This window comes from Nostoc sp. UIC 10890 (assembly GCF_054786515.1).
Genome location: NZ_JBSGKF010000001.1, coordinates 2,067,609 through 2,085,051 on the forward strand (window position 1 = coordinate 2,067,609; position 17,443 = coordinate 2,085,051).

Below are 17,443 nucleotides of genomic sequence, written 5' to 3' on the forward strand. Positions count from 1 at the left end.
TCGGGGTGCAACGGTGCATTTAACCCTCTGCGCCCAGGCACGTATTAGCAATCCGTGCGTACTTTTTTTAGTTTTTTGCCGCGTTAATATCTATCGCCCTTACTCCCTATCTTTACCCCAAAAGTAGGGCAATGAAAGGAAATAAGCCGATATCAGATGTGCTTAGTACTGTGACAAGATATCTAACCCTTTTATCTTCACTCCAGGATGTTCCCCAGGTCAACTCTCTCAACAATTTTCGTGTATGTCAGAGGCGCTGTTATTGCGATCGCTCTTTTGTATGCGATAGACTTTGACTTCTCTCCAAGCCTCTCTCCTAAAAGGTTTAACTTTTTGGTTAATTTTATAGCAGGGTTGGCTGCTTATACTTAATTTGTCTAAAAAACAATCTCTTGACATTTACCCAAAAGACTTACCTGCTTAACCTCCTGCTATTTTTTAGCCCCGTCGAATTCACGTTAATGTAATTTCAGCTTTTTCTCCAGCACTGCTTTTACTTCCTGGGCAGAGGTATTTTCAGGAAACACCCGCAGCAAATCCTTCAAATCTTGAATGGCATTTCGGATTTTGGTTGGCGAAGTGGTCTGCTCAAGTGTAGTCTGATATAACTCTTGGGCGGTTGAGAGATTGCCTGCAACGAGGTGATAAAGCGCTAGGTTGAAGATGTTTGGGCAATTGTCGGGTTTTTCGGTGTGTTTTTGCTGGGCAATTTGGATGGCAATGTTTAAATCAGCTTCGGCGGACACGGCTTGGTGGAAGGCGAGGTAGATAAGGGAACGAAAGTATCGGTAGCAATCATCTTTAGGGTCAAGTTCAATGGCACGGTTAATGTCTTCCAGGGCTTCCTCGTAGCGTTCCATCAAGCAATAGGTACGGCTTCGATTTGCGATCGCCCAATCATATTTGGGGTTAATTTCAATGGCGCGGTTCAAGTCTTGCAGTGCTTCTTCGTAGCGTTCCATCAAGCGATAGGTTATGCCTCGACTTGCGATCGCCCAATCATATTTAGGATCGAGTTCAATAGCGCGATTGAAATCTTGCAACGCTTCCTTGTAGCGTTCTATCAAGCAGTAGGTTATGCCTCGATGTGTGATCGGCCACTTATGTTTGGGATCGAGTTCAATGGCGCAATTGAAATCTTGGAACGCTTCCTTATAGCGTTCCATCAAGCGGTAAGTAAAGCCTCGATTTACAATCGCCCAATCATATTTAGGATCGAGTTCAATAGCGCGATTGAAATCTTGCAACGCTTCCTTGTAGCGTTCTATCAAGCAGTAGGTTATGCCTCGATGTGTGATCGGCCACTTATGTTTGGGATCGAGTTCAATGGCGCGATTGAAATCTTGGAACGCTTCCTTATAGCGTTCCATCAAGCGGTAAGTAAAGCCTCGATTTACGATCGTCCAATCATATTGGGGGTCAAGTTCAATGGCACGATTGAAATCTTGCAGTGCTTCCTCGTAGCGTTCCATTGAGCAATGGGTCAGACCTCGACTTGCGATCGCCTCAACATATTGGGGGTTAAGTTCAATAGCATGATTGAAATCTTGCAGGGCTTCCTCGTAGCGCTTCATCAAGTGATAGGTAAAGCCTCGATTTGCGATCGCCTCAACATATTGGGGGTTAAGTTCAATAGCGCGATTGAAGTCTTGCAGCGCTTCCTCGTAGCGTTCCATCAAGCGATAAGTCTCGCCACGATTTGCAATCACCTGCTCATGTTGTGGGTTAAGTTCAATGGCGCGATCATAGTCTTGTAGCGCTTCTTCGTAGCGCTTCATCAAGTGATAGGTCAAACCTCGACTTGCGATAGCCGCAACATATCGGGGGTAAAGTTCAATGGCGCGATTTAAGTGCTGCAATGCTTTATCATACTGTTCCATCGAGCGGTAGCTTTCGCCGCAACGAAAGAAAACTTGAGAACTAATTAGATGTGGATGGGTGTCGATTCTACGTTGAGCAAGAGACTGCCTTAACAAGTCATGTATAAAGCGATAGCGACCACCAACACGCTGGAGCAATAGCCGTTCTGTAGCATAGTTGAGAAAACGAGCATAGTCCCAAGAAATTGAGTTAGTGCGATACAAAGATAAACGCACTAGAAAATGATTGATGCAGACATATCCCCCTCCCATCACAATCCATAGTAGGGGAGCTATAGGCAGGGAAATTAGCACAATCTTAACAAGAGATATCGTTGAAGGTAGTACAAGACAGAGTATTAAGATATGCAAAGGCACAAATATTATCGTAATCAGTATTGCATTTCGCCACAAGTTTTTAATTCCTTGATTTGGCACTGATAAAGTTTTAATTTTGAAGCGCCATTCTTCAAAGTCAAAGTCCAATGTTGGAATATTAAAAGTGAAGTCCAATGTTGGAATATTTAATTCATTCAATTTATTAATTAGTAGGCTAATTTGAGTAGGGACTAATATAGTCTTCCAAGACGACAGCTTGCGTAATATTTTGTGTCGTTTGAGACTTGAGAATGAGATTTGGATGCCTCCCACAACTGATTCAATCTGTGGCAAATTCATTAAGACATCTATTCCCTGCTTCAAGCCATACAAAGAGCCAATCACCAATCCGAGCCAAAAACGAGAGCTAAACCCAATCCGATGTAGATTGATCAACCTAGAGAATAGCGCCCAAAAAATTACAGGAACAATTCCGATTAGCCCACAACAAATTACGGCAACGATTAGTCCCCAACCAATTACGGCAAAAGCAGTAAATAGCCACTTTTGAAGGGGGGTTGACAGCCATGTTGTTCCAATTTGCTCAATCAAAAACTCGGTTTCTGACTCTTGCAAAAGCTCTAAGGCCAGAATTTCTAGCCATTTCTGACTCTGTTCGGGGCTAGGAATCTTTCCCTGACGATAGGCGTGGCTAGGGGTATCCTGTGTCAGCATCCGTCGCACATAGGCATCTAACAGTAAATTTAAGCGATCGCCTGCCGAAGTCGCCCGCCGCCACTGGGTTGGATCTAGCTCCTTATAGGCAAGTACCGCCACTGACAGCAACAACGGTCTGCGAATCAGCGCCAGGAAATTCTCATCTGCTACCAAGCTTTCTTTGAGTTCATCTCGGTTCATCTCTGCCAAAAAAGTCTGGATTTGTTCATCCGTCAAGTCTTGGAGATAAACGGCTCCATCGAGTTCCAGCTTTTGAGTATAAGTGTTATACTGTTCGCGCCGACAGCACAACGCTACCTGCCTCGGACGCAAATCTGATTTTAACCACTGGTTAATTGCCTGCACACAATCCTGCTGATACTCTGGGCGTACCTCATCAAGTCCATCCAGCAAAGGTATTAACCTTTTTTCCTCTAGCCATTGGTTAATTTGGTGTGGCAAAAAGCCATATCTCTCTCGCACCTTGCCAGCCAGCCAATTTGCAATTGACCAAACAGGCGCTTTTTCAGGAAGAGACTCAGAGAGATTTTTCTTGGAAAAGCCTGGTAATCTAGATGTACCTTGACTCCGCCTAGAATTTGATTGAGATGCAGTCGGTTGCCAATCAGAAAGATCGACTACAACGGGAATGCGCTGCTGCGGATCATTTTCTGCCTTTTCCACGAGTTCTAGAGCTAAGTCCAGCAAGCTTGTTGTTTTACCTGCCCCCGGTTCACCCAAAATCAGCAACCGCTCTCCACATTGGTCAAATACCTGCTTGATCGTCGTTTCTGGTGACAATAGCTGACTTGGTTGAGCGATCGCCACTTTCACCTCCATACCCCAAGGACGACGCACTTGCTGCGGCTGCGTCTCCTTTTGCAAATTCAGCTTGACGGCATGGTGCAGTTGTCCCTCAAGTCTTAATTGAACCCATTTCCTAACTTCTGCCAGCAAATTCTGTTCGGCGTTAGGGCGCACTGTTTCTTGTGGCTTGAGCAGTACATTGCCATTCACCTGCTCAATATTGAATTGGTCGCGTCCCCGGTTGCCATAGCCGCGCCTACCACGTTTTCCCATGCCTATGAACCACCAATTTTGGGATTACCTTCAATTTTTTCAATATTGATTTGGTCGCGCCCATAGTTTTTATAGTCTCGATTGGAGGTGGTTTGATTTTGAATATTAATAATTTGCTGGGCTACCTGCCGTAGGTCTGTTGCAAACACAGCATCATCGACCATCGCATCATCTAAGTACACTTCCAGCTTGTTCAGCGCTGCTGGGGAATGGTCAGTTTCTACTGCTGCGATCGCCGCTTCTGCTTTTACATTTCCTTTAAACTTAGCAGTGATTTTATTTCGTAGCTCCTTTGCCAAGGAAATTGCCCCGCCCACAGTCTTCTTCGCCACTTCCCCGGCCCCCGACTTAGCAAACTCCTGAAATGCGAGGTTGAGAATTGCCCCTGCTGCAATCGTAGTTAGTGGATCAGTCATCTCAATTCCTCAAAGTCACCACTTTTCCATTATCCTACGACCTACGTGGTGTCTATCAGATTTTCAGTAAAATCATGAACATTTTACAATGGGCTTAAAAAGTTTCTAATTGCGAAGATATCAATTATCAGTCTTATTAAGCTAGTAGTCTGGCAATCCAAAAATGCTGCGTGATGGCTGGGTAAAGGGGAAGGGGTAAGGGGTAAGGGATTTGAAACCTTTCCCCCTTACCCTTTACCCTTTACCCCGCCAAGTTCACTTGGCGAACTACTAGTGGTCTGTCCCAAAAGTTTTAAGAGGTTAGTCGTGTTCAGATCCCCGACTTCTTGAAGAAGTCGGGGATCTAGCAGCCTCACAAAATTAATGCGATAGACCACTAGCTTTTATACTGTTGCAAGATGTGATGTAGAGTTATTTGTGGTGCGATCGCTAACTTATCTAGACTCATTTAGCGATCGCAATTTTATTGTCCATCATCCTGAATATAAAAGCCGTTCTGGCAAACATTGCAACGTTTCTCTCAAACATTGCAACATTCATAAGCAATATTTTGATATTTCTCATCAACATTGCAATATTCCTTATCAATACTGCAACGTTTCTCTCAAACATTACAATATTCATAAGCAATGTTTTAATGTTTCTCATCAACATTACAATATTCCTTATCAATACTGTAATATTTCTCATCAACATTACAATATTTCGGTATAATCTATTCCCTAATCTCTATTTTTCAGTCGGACACACTTGCTGCAATCTTTGGGGAAGTTGCCGACACATCTGCTGGAATCCTTGAGGATTGACTTGCCACCAAGTAAATAATCCCACACTTGTACCCACTACAAGCAAAGCCAAAACTCCTCCCAGCGTTACCAAACGTTTGCCTAGACTAGGTTTTGTAATTAAGGTTGGTGGAATTTCTGGATTTAAAGGTGGTTCCTCTAAAAGATCCAACTCTAGATCCAAATCTAGCAACGTTTGCGAACTTTCTGTAAAGGAAATTAATTCTTCCTCTTCCTCTTCTTCCTCTACTTGTTCTGCTTCTTCTTGTATTTCTGCTTCTTCTTGTATTTCTGCTTCTATAATCTCTTCTGGCAATGTCGGAGTCACAGGTACTAAATATTCTGGGGAGACACGGCAATAAGTGAGAACAACCGACGTATTATCACGCCCATTTTTTTCGTTTGCCAAGTCAATCCAGTTGCGGACAGCATCTTCAACTGTCATTTGCCCTGCTAACACAGGTATTGCATAATCCTGCCAAGATTGTTCCACCCAGTTATTATCACTCAAACCATCAGAACACAGTAACAAAATGCCATCTTCTTCGACAATGAATCGCTGAACTTTGAGACGCAAAGATTCTGAATCTCTTGTCCCCAATGCTTGAGTTAAAGCACTAGCATCTTGTCTTAAAAGTGCCTTTCGATACAAGCTTTTAGCAAAGCGTACTTCCCGCGTTGCTACATCATCATCTACAGTGAGTAGCTGGCAATAATTGCGAGTAATCCAATAGGCACGGCTATCGCCAACATTAGCCAAGTAAAGTTCATGGGTATTATTTGATTGCCACCCAGTACTTGTTTGCACTCGTTGGGGAACTTGCAACGCCATAACAATAGTTGTAGCCATGCGTTCTCTGCCTTGGCGTTTTTGCTCATTATTACGGGCACAAATCAGATTATTTACCACCCGCAAGCTTGCTTCTAATTGTTCTTGCAACAATTCAGGTGGAACAAGTGCAGTTTGTTCTGTAATCTCTTTTAGTAAAACGCGAATTTGCAACTTTACAGACTGTACTGCCAACTGACTAGCAACCTCGCCGCCTTCATGTCCACCAATGCCATCACAAACAATCGATAAGTGGTGCAATAAAGGTTCATCTAAATCAATCAAAGCATTGGGATAGCAAGCGTCTTCATTTTGCGCCATAATTGGGCCAATATCTGTAGAGCCTGCCACCTTTAAAATTAATGGTAATTCTGCCGCAGATGCTAGTAGTAAATTATTGAGTTGAATATTAATAGTCTCTACATCAACCTCAGTTTCACACATCTGCTGGACGATGTTTTGTAAACCTTTGGCTACTGATGTTTTTGCAGAAACTACCCAAAACTGCCAACACTCTCCCAGATTTTGTAAACTCAATTTCTCATTTGCTGGTGTTTGATAAAGTTCTAACAGTCGCAAACACCAACCTTGAACTCTCAAATTGTCTACTACCAGTAAACTGTGGCTAAGTCCCAACTCTGATAGAGGTGTCCAAAGTTGGAGAATTTGCCACAGCCAATAAACTTGTCGTACCGCTGTTGCTTGTTCCCATGCCTCAACAATAGTTGGATAAATATTTCCTGTCTTATCTATCGGCACATTTTCCAATAAGAGGATATCAGTTGTATTTTCCTCATAACAAGCAAACCCATAAGCCTGGGGGAGATGCAACCGCTCTTGATATAACTGTAAATAAGGAATTACTTGCGTTGGCAATTCTTCAGGGACATCTGGCGGTAGTCCCGGTTGAGTATCCAGCCAAATCTGGGAGCTAATTACCTCATATCTGTCTGCTACCTTTGTGCCTGGTGGGATTTGAGCAGACGATGAGCCAGTCGCCCAAAGATAACGGTGAACTAAAGGAGTTTGGCAACTGGCACAAACACTATCTCCCATCGGATTAATGGGACTCTTACAACGTGGATTTATACAAAAAATTATCAGTTGAGTAGAAATCATAAAAGTATAAATTTAAAAAAACAATCAACTCATTAACTTCGATTAATTTTAGCTGCCAATGACTTGAAGGCTAGAATAGACTGGATTTGTGTACCGCTAGCTACACCTTGTTACTGAAATTAATCAAAATTATTGGTATAAATACCAAGTTTTGCTTGCTGTAAATAACTTAGTCTGGCTGTATCTAATCGTAGAAATGCATTTACGTCAATGTAGACACTAGGATGGCGCTATGCCAAGTTTTACCTTAATCTGGCTTCTGGCAGGAGGGGTTCTGTGTTTAACAGAACTATTTTTACCATCGGCGTTTGTCGCCTTCATGATGGGAATAAGCGCTTTGGTGGTGGCGCTGCTGTCTGGAGTTGGTTTGGGAAATGTATGGTTGCAAGTTTTAGTTTGGCTATTACTTTCCACATTACTAATCGTGCTTTCTCGTCGGTTTTTGCAACCACGACGACGCCAGTCGAAAATTCAGGATGCAGTTATAGCCGAAACCTTAACAGAAATCCCACCTGGGAAAACAGGGCGGGTGCTGTATGAGGGAAATTCCTGGCAAGCACGATGCGACGATGACAAATTTACCATAGCACCCCATCAAAGAGTTTATGTAGTGAGGAGAGAAGGCACTACTTTGATTGTGATACCAGAAAATTTATTGAGTCATTAGTTATTGGTCATTTGTCATTTGTCATTAGTTTTTTCCCCTTCCCCCACTTCTTTTACTTTTGAGTTACATTTGATACTTAAAAAATCAGGAGATTTATAATGGAACAGTTCTTTTTACTAGTCTTTTTAGCCCTTGGTGGTTCTGCTGTAGCGGGGTCTGTAAAAGTCATCAATCAGGGTAATGAAGCCTTGGTGGAAAGATTGGGTAGCTATAACAAAAAGCTGGAACCAGGAATGAATTTTTTAATTCCTTTTTTGGATAAAATCGTTTACAGAGAAACCATCCGGGAAAAAGTTTTAGATATTCCTCCCCAAAAATGCATCACCCGTGACAACGTTGGTATTGAGGTAGATGCAGTGTTTTATTGGCGGATTGTGGATATGGAAAAAGCCTGGTATAAGGTAGAAAATCTCCAGTCGGCAATGGTGAATATGGTGCTGACTCAAATTCGTTCCGAGATGGGACAACTAGAGTTGGATGAAACCTTTACTGCTCGTTCCCAAATCAATGAACTGTTGTTAAGAGATTTGGATATTGCCACTGATCCTTGGGGTGTGAAAGTGACGCGGGTAGAACTGCGAGATATTGTTCCATCTCAGGCGGTGCGAGAATCGATGGAATTGCAAATGTCGGCAGAACGACGCAAACGGGCAGCAATTTTAAATTCTGAAGGTGAACGCGAAGCTGCTGTCAATAGTGCTAGAGGTAAAGCAGAGGCGCAAATATTAGATGCAGAAGCTCGGCAAAAATCAACAGTTCTGCAAGCGGAAGCTGAACAAAAGGCGATCGTTTTGAAAGCTCAAGCGGAACGTCAGCAGCAAGTTTTAAAAGCCCAAGCGATCGCAGAGTCATCAGAAATTATTGCACAAAAGCTCCAGACGAATCCCAATGCCAATAAAGCAGTGGAAGTTCTGTTTGCCTTGGGCTATCTAGATATGGGTGCAACAATTGGTAGAAGCGATAGCAGCAAGGTCTTATTTATAGATCCGCGTACTATCCCTGCTGCTTTTGAGGGTATGCGTTCCGTTATCTCAAATGGTCAGCTTGACTCTAACGAGTTGTTTTCTAAACAAATCCCAGGATTAGAACATAACCGCCCTAGTTAAAAATGGGGAGTGGGGAGTAGAGAGGACAAAGGGAAAAGGATAAAGAAACAAACCCCTTCCCCTTTACCCTTTACCCTTTTTCATAATCCCCATGCCCAATGATAAAATAATCAAGCTTTGATAGTTTTAAATTATGACCTTATCTATTGAGCCAACTACAGCATTAAGTGTAGAAGAGTTTTTAAAACTACCAGAAACTAAGCCAGCAAGCGAGTATTTTAACGGGCAAATCTACCAAAAACCTATGCCGCAAGGAAAACATAGTACCTTACAAAGCAGTTTAGTCACAGGTATTAATGAGATTGGTAAACCGAAAAAAAGTGCTTATGCTTTTCCTGAATTACGCTGTACATTTCAAGGTCGTTCAATAGTACCAGATATTGCTGTGTTTGAATGGCAAAGAATTCCCCTTGATGCAAAAGGCAGAATTACAAATAAATTTGAAATTCCCCCAGATTGGATAATCGAAATTCTTTCACCGGAACAATCACCCAACCGAGTTATCCGCAAAATTACATTTTCTATTCAAAATGGAGCAAAGCTAGGTTGGTTACTCGATGCTGATGATGAGTCAATCATGATTTTTGAACCCAATAAATTACCAGAATTAAAAGAACAGCAAGATATCTTACCCGTTTTGAGTGTTTTGGAAAATTGGCAATTAACAGTTGCAGATGTATTTAGCTGGTTGAGTTTTATTTGAATAAAGCAACAGTAAGCTGACGCCAATTCACTTCTTCTCCCCTAGCTACTCGTTCCAAGAGAGATTTTAAATTCATCGCTGCTTCTTCAACGCTAATTCTCAACACTCCATTACTCCTGTAATTAGGCTTGAAGATCAAATAAAATACACCATTTATTTATGAAAATTCACATCATGAGCCTGCCTAAGCAGGCTTTTTCTGATGGTCACTGGCTCTAGTCTGTGAGAAAATTAAGTGCAACCTCACATAAAATCGGTATGACTATTGACTAATCTCAGTAGCTTGGTTTACTTGGCATTGGCTGCACAACCCAAAAAACTCCAGGGTGTGGTAAAAAACTTTAAACTTGTGGCTGGATTCTAACTGGTTTTCTAGGTCATGAACGGGGCATTGATTAATTGGAATTGAGACACCGCATTGCAAACAAGTAAGGTGGTGTTTGTCTTGCTGCGCTAGGCTGTAGAGCGCTTCACCGTTAGCCAAATTCCGCACTTGTACCATGCCTTCGAGTTTTAAGGCTTCTAGCGAACGGTAAACTGTCGCTAAACCCATGCTCTGATTAGTGTTGCGTAGTTCTACGTAAATATCCTGGGCGGAAATGCCTTTTTTGATAGTTTTCAGTAGATTGAAAATACGCTCTTGACTGCGGGTGCGTATGGCTCTCATAGACAATTATTTAAATATGCCACTGTAGTTGAAGCTGTTAGATGGGCTAATTAATCAATTAACTTTAACCGCTTCGTAATCTTATTTTCACTCAGTTGGAGCAGAAAGTTATAGTATAGCGATCGCAGCATTCAGAAAAAGCCCGTGCAAACCAAGTATCTAGCCAAAATTTTCGTGACCCTTCGTCCTTCAGTCTTAGACCCCGCTGGTGTGGCTGTACAATCCGGTCTTAAGCAACTGGGATACGAGAACGTTGACCAGGTGCGGATTGGCAAGTACATTGAACTCACCATCACCTCAAGTGATGAGAAGAAAGCACGTCAAGACCTTGATACCATTTGTGACCAAATGTTATCAAATCCTGTAATTGAAAATTACCGCTTTGATTTGATTGAAGTGGAAACACAAACTGGGGTCTTTTAGGGATTAGGGATTGGGGATTAGGGATTGGGGATTGGGGATTGGTTATATGCTTACCCCTAATCCCTGCTCCTATTGACAAATGACAAATGACAAATGACAAATGACTAAATTCGGTATTATTGTTTTTCCCGGTTCTAATTGCGATCGCGATGTTGCTTATGTAACTAGAGATTTGCTTTTACAACCCACCCGCATGGTTTGGCATCAAGAAACAGATATTGCTGATTTGGATGTCGTGATTATCCCTGGTGGCTTTAGTTACGGGGATTATTTGCGTTGTGGTGCGATCGCGCGTTTTTCGCCTGTGATGCAGCAGGTTGTTGAACACGCCCAAAAGGGTAAGTTTGTCCTCGGTATTTGCAATGGTTTTCAGGTATTAACTGAAGCTGGACTTTTGCCAGGAGTGTTAACCAGAAATCGTGATTTGCATTTTATCTGCGATCGCGTCCCTTTGAAAGTTGAGCGTACTAATCTCTCATGGACTCAATCTTATAGCACTGGTGAAGTTATCACTTTACCCATTGCCCACGGGGAGGGGCGATTCTACGCCGATGCAGCCACTCTCGCAGAAATTGAAGATAACGGGCAGGTTTTGTTTCGTTATGAAGGAGAGAATCCCAACGGTTCGCTGAACAATATTGCCGGGATTTGCGATCGTCGGGGCAATGTGTTGGGGATGATGCCGCACCCAGAAAGGGCGTCAGACGCAATGCTAGGGGGAAATGATGGCTTGAGGTTGTTTCAAGGCTTGCTAGAGAAGGTGGCAGCGTTGGTTTAAAGTTGATGTTCGCGCCTCTGATAGCAAACAAAGGGCGTTGCATATTTGCAGAATGATTTTGATAATTTTGTGGGATGGGCGTTTTGCCTGTCCCTTAAATTTATAATTTAGATTTTCATACTAATACTTTTCTATATCTGGTATTTCTAAATTTAGTAAAGTATCTATAATCACGATATTATCCAAACTGACTTGATAAATTGCTAGTTACACGAACAAAATAAGGCATAGCAAATTTATACAAGCAGGTAGATTATCTGATGACTATTCCAGAGTCAATTAAACAATTCATTACATGGATACAAGGTTTTGACCATCATATTTTACAAAACGAAGATGATATAAAAGAAAAGTTTATTTTTCCAATGTTTAAGCATCTCTGTTATCCAGACAAATGTCATCGTGAATACCCTTTGGCAAAAAATAAATCAGGAAACTATGATAGAAATTATGAGAATGCTGAGATTTATTTTACAACAGATGATATTAAGGAGCAAAATCCAGATACATCACTTATTTTTATTCAAGTCATAGAACCAGATAAAACTAAATTCAATGATGCTATTGAAAAAGCAAGATTTTATAGTAATGATTTCAAATCACTATTTTTTATTGTCACTAATGGATATAAAATAAACATTTTTAAACGCCTAAATTTCTATAGGGAAGAATTAGTATTTGATATAAATATAGATGCGCTTAAAAATAATGATATTGCCTCAAGTTTTTATAATAAACTAAACTTTAATGTGGTTAAAAATATTGAGAAAAATACAGCAGGTTTTTTAATACATACTAAAGATAACTTAATAGAAAAGTTTATCAGATGCCATCCAGATTTACAGGATGTTTTAGAAAAATGTGATTTTGAGCCTTGCATAATGCGAGAAGGCTATCGCTTAGTTGTTGTGAAACCAAAAGTTGCGATCGCATGTAATTTACCCAAAGCTTTTGCAGAAGGTAATTGTGAAATACAATTCAGCAGTATTCTTTTTAGAGGTTTAAAAATTAACTTAAATCATCAAGAGATTCTAGGTCAATTAATGACTGGATTGTACACCCAGGTAGATTGGGAATGTCGTCGGTTTTTGAAACAGTTAGATAAAAATAATTTTAAAGTAATTTTAGGTCAAACAACAGTTATTTTATCAAAGTTAGAAGTAGCAGACTTGTGTTTGTGTGTTGATGAAGTTTGCCAAGAATATAAAAATTCAATAATCAATTTTGAAAATGCTTTAGAAACATGGAATTTTGAATTCGTAAAATTTTCAGAAAGTCGAGGTCTTATCCTTTTTTCTGTAAGACAAGAATTATGGGAGTTAATGCAGCAGTTTGCTAATGAATTTGATTATACAAAAGGCAAGTCAGAATGGCATCTATTCCATAGAGAAGGTATATCAATTCGAGTGAGTCGAGGAATTCGCGACCATACATTTATCTTCCCAAAATTAGATATAGACTTGTCTTTATTGTCTAATAATCAAATTAATATAATCTACGAGCTAAATAATCTTAATTTTCAATCTATTGAAACAGGTAAATTAACTTTGTGGCAGCAAGATATAGGGGCACGGGGAACCTGGACAGCTAGATATACCAAACAGTGGTTATTAGAGAAATATATTCCAAAAGTTATTAATTATTACTCAGATAAGTCTCAGCTATCTGAAGCTGAATTGCTAGCAAAAATAACAAATTACACAAGCGATCGTATGCTGATTCCAGAAATTGATAAGCTCATAAATTTAGCACCTTATCTTCGCGACATACAATCTTGGCTACATATATATGTGGAAAATATGGCTGCTTCGCTCTTGAAGCCATATTACCAAGCCTATACAAATTTGGTGCGTAATACGGATTCTTCCATAACAGGCATAGACTATATTATAGGAAACTTGCGTAAAGTTGAGTGGAAAAATACGCAAAAAGAAAATTCTAGCAATTTCAAAGACTGGAAAAACTTGACTTTTAAATATGCTATAGATTGCTTAGATGAACAAGTAGCAAGAATAAATAATAGTGAATACGAGAACAGTTTCAATGCAGATTTAATAACTCGGACATTTATTTGGATTATAGAAAATGGGAAAATCTCTTTTTCGCAAGCTCAATTAAATGCTGCGAAAGAGGCTCTGTTACCACTTTGGGAACAAAGTCGCTTTGAAATGCGCCATGTATATCCCAATCGATAAAGCTACATAATCTGCTGCAAATTTAACACAAATCCAGGTAGTACATTTTCTCCTGATAAACTAACAGGATTGTCTAATATCTCTACATCTTTACCTGGACGATAAATTTCTACTCGCTTGTTTTTCCTATCAATTAACCAGCCTAATTGAGCGCCATTTTCGATATATTCCTGCATTTTCTCTTGCAATTCTTTCAAAGAATCAGTGCGAGAACGCAACTCTACTACAAAATCAGGACAAATCGGGGCAAATTTTTCTTGTTGTTCTGGAGTTAAAGCATTCCAACGCTCAATTTTCACCCAAGAAGCATCAGGAGAACGTTCTGCACCATTGGGTAGGGTAAAACCAGTTGAAGAGTCAAAACCTTTGCCTAATTTAGTCTGTTTATTCCAGATTCCTAATTCAACAACCATATCAAAATTACGGTTGCCAGTATCACTACCTGTAGGTGGCATAATTAATATTTCCCCTGATGCTGTACGCTCAAATCGATAATCGCGGTTTTTCTGACACATCTGGAAAAATTGCTCATCAGTCAAGTCAATTTTCAATTTGAGTGTAGAAGGGAAAGTGGTTGTTGTAGCGTTCATAGGCTATTTTGAGCATCTTACTTTCTAGTGTAGTGCTGTGTAGGGTGCGTAGGCGTAGCCCGTCGTAGACATCGCTGCCATGAGATGATGGAGTGCGATGTCTACGACGGGCTACGCCTACGCACTTTACCTATTAAATAAATTTGTCTACCCATTCGGTGCAGCTTTACTGGGATATATTTGCTTCTTGCAATCAAGAATTCGAGACATTCATTAGTAGAGAGATTTGAAACTGCCTTGAAAAAAGACTGATTTTTAAATTTTGGATTTTTAATGAGATAGCAGCAACGCTCAACCTGCTTTGATGAAGCTTCCTTCAGTTAGGGTAACTCCGTTAAATAAGCAGTGGTGCAGATCGACCTCAGTCAGGTCTACTTCCGTGAAATCAACGTTACTTAAATCAGTTCTATACAAAATAGCTTTAGCAAGACTGCTATGACTCAGGTCTGTATTGCTCAAATTTGCCCCAGTCAGGTTTGCACCACTGAGATTTGCCCCAGCCAAGTTTGCCCCACTGAGGTTGGTATAACGCAAGTCTGCTCCAGCCAAGTTTGCACTACTGAGATCAGCATCATGCAAATCTGCTAAACGCAGGTCTGCTTTTACAAGGCTTCCCTTATGCAAATTCACCCAACTGAGAGTTGCCCGTATCAAGTTAGCAGCCTTGAGGTTTGCTAAAATCAGATTTGCTCCACTAAAATCGGTTCTCCAGAGAGCCGCCGCAGTCAAATTTGCTTCGATCAGGTTTGCTTGGCGCAGGTTGGCGTGTGATAAAGTTGCGTTAGCCAAGTTAGCTCGATCCAAATTGATTCCAGCTAAACACACCTCACTGAGGTTAACTAAGTGCAGGCTTACTTGAGTGAAATTTCTCTCTCCTGCACAATAGCGTTTGAGAAGTTCATCAGCATCCATACAGCCCGCCTCCCAAATCTCCATTTCTCACCGGAAAATTACAGTATCCAATTGATTCTGAATTGTGAATTCTGTATATTCTTCAACAACGATCGCAGGACGAATATGCTAAAGAAGCCATTATCAGTTTGCTTTGCTTAAGCGTAGCGGCATGTCTACGAAGGGCTACGCTTAAGCAGCGACTAATCTAGTAGTTCGCCAAGGTAAGTTGGCTGGTTAAAGGTGTTTTATCCCTTCCCCTTTAACCTTTAACCTTTCCCAATCTTCACCCAGCATTTTTGGATTGGCAGACCACTAGCCCTCTATTTACGTACTAGGTTGAGCAGCTCTTTAGGAGAAGCAAGTAAGTCAATTGCTACAAAGAAAATTTTGCCTTGGGGATCTAGCAAAAAGCGCCATGCAATATTCATCCCCACACTGGCACCGAACCAAGGGGTTTGGACTTTACCGGTGATTTTAAGTTGGGTGTAGCCATCTTCCACTGGCTCAGATACACCGCGCTCTGGGATCATCTTCAATCCCTGGCATTCTTCACGCATGTAAGCCCGGATTGCCTCTTGACCAACAATCGGTCTTTCAAAGGGAGGTTGCAAAGCACCTTCAGAGGTAAACAGAGAAACCGCAGCATCAAAGTCATTGGCATTCATGTTGTTGATATAGCCCAACACCGTCGGATTGTCTACACCCTCGATGGTGACTTTAGTCCGAAACGCTGGTGCAGTGGGAGGAGCCACAGGTTCTGAAACTTTTTTGTAACTGCCAGGAGCGTTCGGATCGAATCCCATGCTAATTACGGTATTGCGTAGAATTGTGATTTGTTGACCGGAATCAGCATTGCGGATTGCTTGCAACACGTCGGCAGCTTTAGGAGAAAGTTTGTAGCCTTCTGGGATAGGAGCAACGATTCCCTGGGCCATCCATTCTCCTAACTGATACCAGAAGCCCAACTTGATGTTCACGGTGAAGGATGCATAGGAACGGCAGAGGGGAGTATCAGCACGGTTAGCCAAATCGTACATGACTTGCGTTTGAGCCTCAAAAGGCATCTGCTTAATTTGTTCGAGTAAGCCTTGCGCGAGGATCATGTTGGCTGCTCCAGGAGCCGCAACTGTAATACTTCTACCCATCTCGGTATAGGCAAACCAGAGTAACGCTAGTTGATCTTCAGCATTCAGCTGAGAGAAGGATTCAACAACGGTTGGAACAACGTCAGCAACTAGGGTTCCGGGAAAAATACTTTGAGCCGACTGGATGGTAAAAGACATAGCAGAAATTCCAAAAAGAAAATTACAGTTCTATCGAATGTGAAAAATCAAATGTGCAAAGACAAAGGAGAAATGCGTTTAGCTGTTAACAAAGGCACTTAGCTGTTTTTGCCTCACTAATATCGAGTCTTGTCTGCGATAGCTTGCTTCCCTGTGGGATTACAAGCCTCACAACCCGTCGTAGATATTGCTAGGCATAGCAATTCTGTTGCCGTTGAGTTTGGATACTCGGCAAAGAAAATTGCAGGCTCAACTGTATAGTTATTTAGAAAGCCTTGATTAACAGTGGTTTAACGCATTGAATTTGATTTTGTATCTTTATGTAAAGAAACATAACAAGTTCGTTACAAATAAGCAATACTTTCTCAGCCATACATTGATAACTTCTGTTTATATAAAAGATAAGTTTTATTAAACACAACTAGTACTGTTGTGTGTATTCACTTCTAAGAGCGTAGGCGTAGCCGACCATAGATATCGCCTACTTCTCGCACAAATCCGAATACCCTACTTTCTTAGTACGGTTCTTACTACTTTTTGCAGCATGTCAAGTAGTTGCAAAAAATATTTACAATAGTTATTGTTTGTTTACAGAGAACAAAAATAAGTAGTAAAAGATGACAAGTAAAGGTTTTAGCATTAATGAACGTGGGCAACTCAACAGATTTGCGATTGAACCCAAGAGACATCTTGCAAAAGTAACTTTTGCAAGATGTTGGGGAAAGGTTAAAGGTTAAAGGGAAAGGGAAAATTCCATCCTTTCCCCTTTCCCCTTTACCCTTTACCCACTTCTGCAAGAAGTCTAAGGTTTATGTTGATGAAACCCCACGGACAGGCTTCACCGAATATGCCGAAAAACTCAATGGTCGTTTGGCAATGATTGGTTTTGTCTCACTCATAGCTTTGGAAGTGATCACCGGACACGGTTTGATTGGATGGCTAACTAACCTTTAGAGAAGAAACCTTGAGATTTACGAATTTTCTTCAGTTGACAAATAAAACAATTTAGAGGCA

At 41.1% G+C, this 17,443-nt stretch carries 15 protein-coding genes and 1 pseudogene; 8 read left to right on the forward strand and 8 right to left on the reverse strand.

The annotated features are described in order from the left end of the window. Positions 1-458: 458 nt before the first annotated feature. Both ACWATR_RS08260 and ACWATR_RS08265 read right to left on the reverse strand, forming a co-directional pair. Positions 459-3,974 carry a tetratricopeptide repeat protein gene (locus ACWATR_RS08260; RefSeq protein WP_460331291.1) on the reverse strand — a complete coding sequence of 1,172 codons (3,516 nt, stop codon included), beginning with the start codon at positions 3,972-3,974 and terminating at the stop codon, positions 459-461. Positions 3,975-3,976: 2 nt separating this feature from the next. After that, positions 3,977-4,390, reverse strand: a complete 414-nt coding sequence (locus tag ACWATR_RS08265) for a hypothetical protein (protein ID WP_460331293.1) — start codon at positions 4,388-4,390, stop codon at positions 3,977-3,979. Positions 4,391-4,807: 417 nt separating this feature from the next. Here ACWATR_RS08265 and ACWATR_RS08270 point away from each other — a divergent pair, with 417 nt between their 5' ends. Then, on the forward strand, positions 4,808-5,104 hold the full coding sequence (locus ACWATR_RS08270) for a hypothetical protein (RefSeq protein ID WP_460331295.1): 297 nt from the start codon (positions 4,808-4,810) through the stop codon (positions 5,102-5,104). Positions 5,105-5,119: 15 nt separating this feature from the next. On the opposite strand, the gene ACWATR_RS08275 is transcribed toward ACWATR_RS08270, so the two are convergent. After that, positions 5,120-7,123, reverse strand: a complete 2,004-nt coding sequence (locus tag ACWATR_RS08275; RefSeq protein ID WP_460331298.1) for a protein phosphatase 2C domain-containing protein — start codon at positions 7,121-7,123, stop codon at positions 5,120-5,122. A gap of 232 nt (positions 7,124-7,355) precedes the next feature. Here ACWATR_RS08275 and ACWATR_RS08280 point away from each other — a divergent pair, with 232 nt between their 5' ends. From ACWATR_RS08280 to ACWATR_RS08290, 3 genes are all read left to right on the forward strand, one after another. Further along, entirely contained in the window at positions 7,356-7,790 is a 435-nt protein-coding gene (locus tag ACWATR_RS08280) for an NfeD family protein (RefSeq protein ID WP_069068182.1), read from the forward strand. A 98-nt stretch (positions 7,791-7,888) separates the two neighbouring features. After that, positions 7,889-8,896, forward strand: coding sequence for an SPFH domain-containing protein (locus ACWATR_RS08285; RefSeq protein WP_460331301.1), 1,008 nt, complete (start codon positions 7,889-7,891; stop codon positions 8,894-8,896). A 133-nt stretch (positions 8,897-9,029) separates the two neighbouring features. Next, positions 9,030-9,599 (forward strand): Uma2 family endonuclease, encoded by a 570-nt coding sequence (locus ACWATR_RS08290; protein ID WP_460331304.1) that lies wholly within the window; start codon positions 9,030-9,032, stop codon positions 9,597-9,599. A gap of 262 nt (positions 9,600-9,861) precedes the next feature. Here the strand turns inward: ACWATR_RS08290 and ACWATR_RS08295 are convergent, their stop codons facing one another. Beyond that, complete coding sequence (locus ACWATR_RS08295; RefSeq protein WP_069068179.1) at positions 9,862-10,266, reverse strand: Fur family transcriptional regulator; 405 nt, start codon at positions 10,264-10,266, stop codon at positions 9,862-9,864. A 144-nt stretch (positions 10,267-10,410) separates the two neighbouring features. Here ACWATR_RS08295 and purS point away from each other — a divergent pair, with 144 nt between their 5' ends. The 3 genes from purS (at position 10,411) to ACWATR_RS08310 (ending at position 13,662) form a co-directional block, all read left to right on the forward strand. After that, a complete protein-coding gene (gene purS, locus ACWATR_RS08300) occupies positions 10,411-10,689 on the forward strand; it encodes a phosphoribosylformylglycinamidine synthase subunit PurS (RefSeq protein ID WP_181931074.1) in 279 nt (92 codons plus the stop codon). Between the two features lie 100 nt (positions 10,690-10,789). Continuing rightward, on the forward strand, positions 10,790-11,467 hold the full coding sequence (gene purQ, locus ACWATR_RS08305; RefSeq protein ID WP_460331308.1) for a phosphoribosylformylglycinamidine synthase subunit PurQ: 678 nt from the start codon (positions 10,790-10,792) through the stop codon (positions 11,465-11,467). 260 nt (positions 11,468-11,727) lie between these two features. Further along, positions 11,728-13,662 carry a hypothetical protein gene (locus tag ACWATR_RS08310; RefSeq protein WP_460331310.1) on the forward strand — a complete coding sequence of 645 codons (1,935 nt, stop codon included), beginning with the start codon at positions 11,728-11,730 and terminating at the stop codon, positions 13,660-13,662. A 2-nt stretch (positions 13,663-13,664) separates the two neighbouring features. On the opposite strand, the gene ACWATR_RS08315 is transcribed toward ACWATR_RS08310, so the two are convergent. The 4 genes and pseudogenes from ACWATR_RS08315 to ACWATR_RS40415 all read right to left on the reverse strand — a co-directional run. Further along, the gene (locus tag ACWATR_RS08315; protein ID WP_460331313.1) at positions 13,665-14,252 is read right to left on the reverse strand and encodes a Uma2 family endonuclease; all 588 of its coding nucleotides are present in this window, start codon (positions 14,250-14,252) and stop codon (positions 13,665-13,667) included. 291 nt (positions 14,253-14,543) lie between these two features. Next, entirely contained in the window at positions 14,544-15,164 is a 621-nt protein-coding gene (locus ACWATR_RS08320) for a pentapeptide repeat-containing protein (RefSeq protein ID WP_460340286.1), read from the reverse strand. A 302-nt stretch (positions 15,165-15,466) separates the two neighbouring features. Next, positions 15,467-16,429 (reverse strand): orange carotenoid protein N-terminal domain-containing protein, encoded by a 963-nt coding sequence (locus ACWATR_RS08325; RefSeq protein ID WP_460331315.1) that lies wholly within the window; start codon positions 16,427-16,429, stop codon positions 15,467-15,469. 116 nt (positions 16,430-16,545) lie between these two features. Further along, positions 16,546-16,707, reverse strand: a pseudogene (locus ACWATR_RS40415) (hypothetical protein); the annotation flags it as partial. A gap of 472 nt (positions 16,708-17,179) precedes the next feature. Here ACWATR_RS40415 and ACWATR_RS08330 point away from each other — a divergent pair. Further along, positions 17,180-17,383: a high light inducible protein gene (locus ACWATR_RS08330; RefSeq protein ID WP_460340289.1), complete on the forward strand. Its 204-nt coding sequence runs from the start codon at positions 17,180-17,182 to the stop codon at positions 17,381-17,383. Positions 17,384-17,443: the final 60 nt, after the last annotated feature.

Bases quoted from the DNA above. Each gene is read 5' to 3' on its own strand.
- ACWATR_RS08265 (WP_460331293.1), bottom strand. From the start codon at position 4,390: ATGACTGATCCACTAACTACGATTGCAGCAGGGGCAATTCTCAACCTC.
- ACWATR_RS08320 (WP_460340286.1), bottom strand. From the start codon at position 15,164: ATGGATGCTGATGAACTTCTCAAACGCTATTGTGCAGGAGAGAGAAAT.
- ACWATR_RS08280 (WP_069068182.1), top strand. From the start codon at position 7,356: ATGCCAAGTTTTACCTTAATCTGGCTTCTGGCAGGAGGGGTTCTGTGT.
- ACWATR_RS08295 (WP_069068179.1), bottom strand. From the start codon at position 10,266: ATGAGAGCCATACGCACCCGCAGTCAAGAGCGTATTTTCAATCTACTG.
- ACWATR_RS08325 (WP_460331315.1), bottom strand. From the start codon at position 16,429: ATGTCTTTTACCATCCAGTCGGCTCAAAGTATTTTTCCCGGAACCCTA.
- ACWATR_RS08290 (WP_460331304.1), top strand. From the start codon at position 9,030: ATGACCTTATCTATTGAGCCAACTACAGCATTAAGTGTAGAAGAGTTT.
- ACWATR_RS08275 (WP_460331298.1), bottom strand. From the start codon at position 7,123: ATGATTTCTACTCAACTGATAATTTTTTGTATAAATCCACGTTGTAAG.
- ACWATR_RS08315 (WP_460331313.1), bottom strand. From the start codon at position 14,252: ATGAACGCTACAACAACCACTTTCCCTTCTACACTCAAATTGAAAATT.
- ACWATR_RS08310 (WP_460331310.1), top strand. From the start codon at position 11,728: ATGACTATTCCAGAGTCAATTAAACAATTCATTACATGGATACAAGGT.
- purQ (WP_460331308.1), top strand. From the start codon at position 10,790: ATGACTAAATTCGGTATTATTGTTTTTCCCGGTTCTAATTGCGATCGC.
- ACWATR_RS08260 (WP_460331291.1), bottom strand. From the start codon at position 3,974: ATGGGAAAACGTGGTAGGCGCGGCTATGGCAACCGGGGACGCGACCAA.
- ACWATR_RS08285 (WP_460331301.1), top strand. From the start codon at position 7,889: ATGGAACAGTTCTTTTTACTAGTCTTTTTAGCCCTTGGTGGTTCTGCT.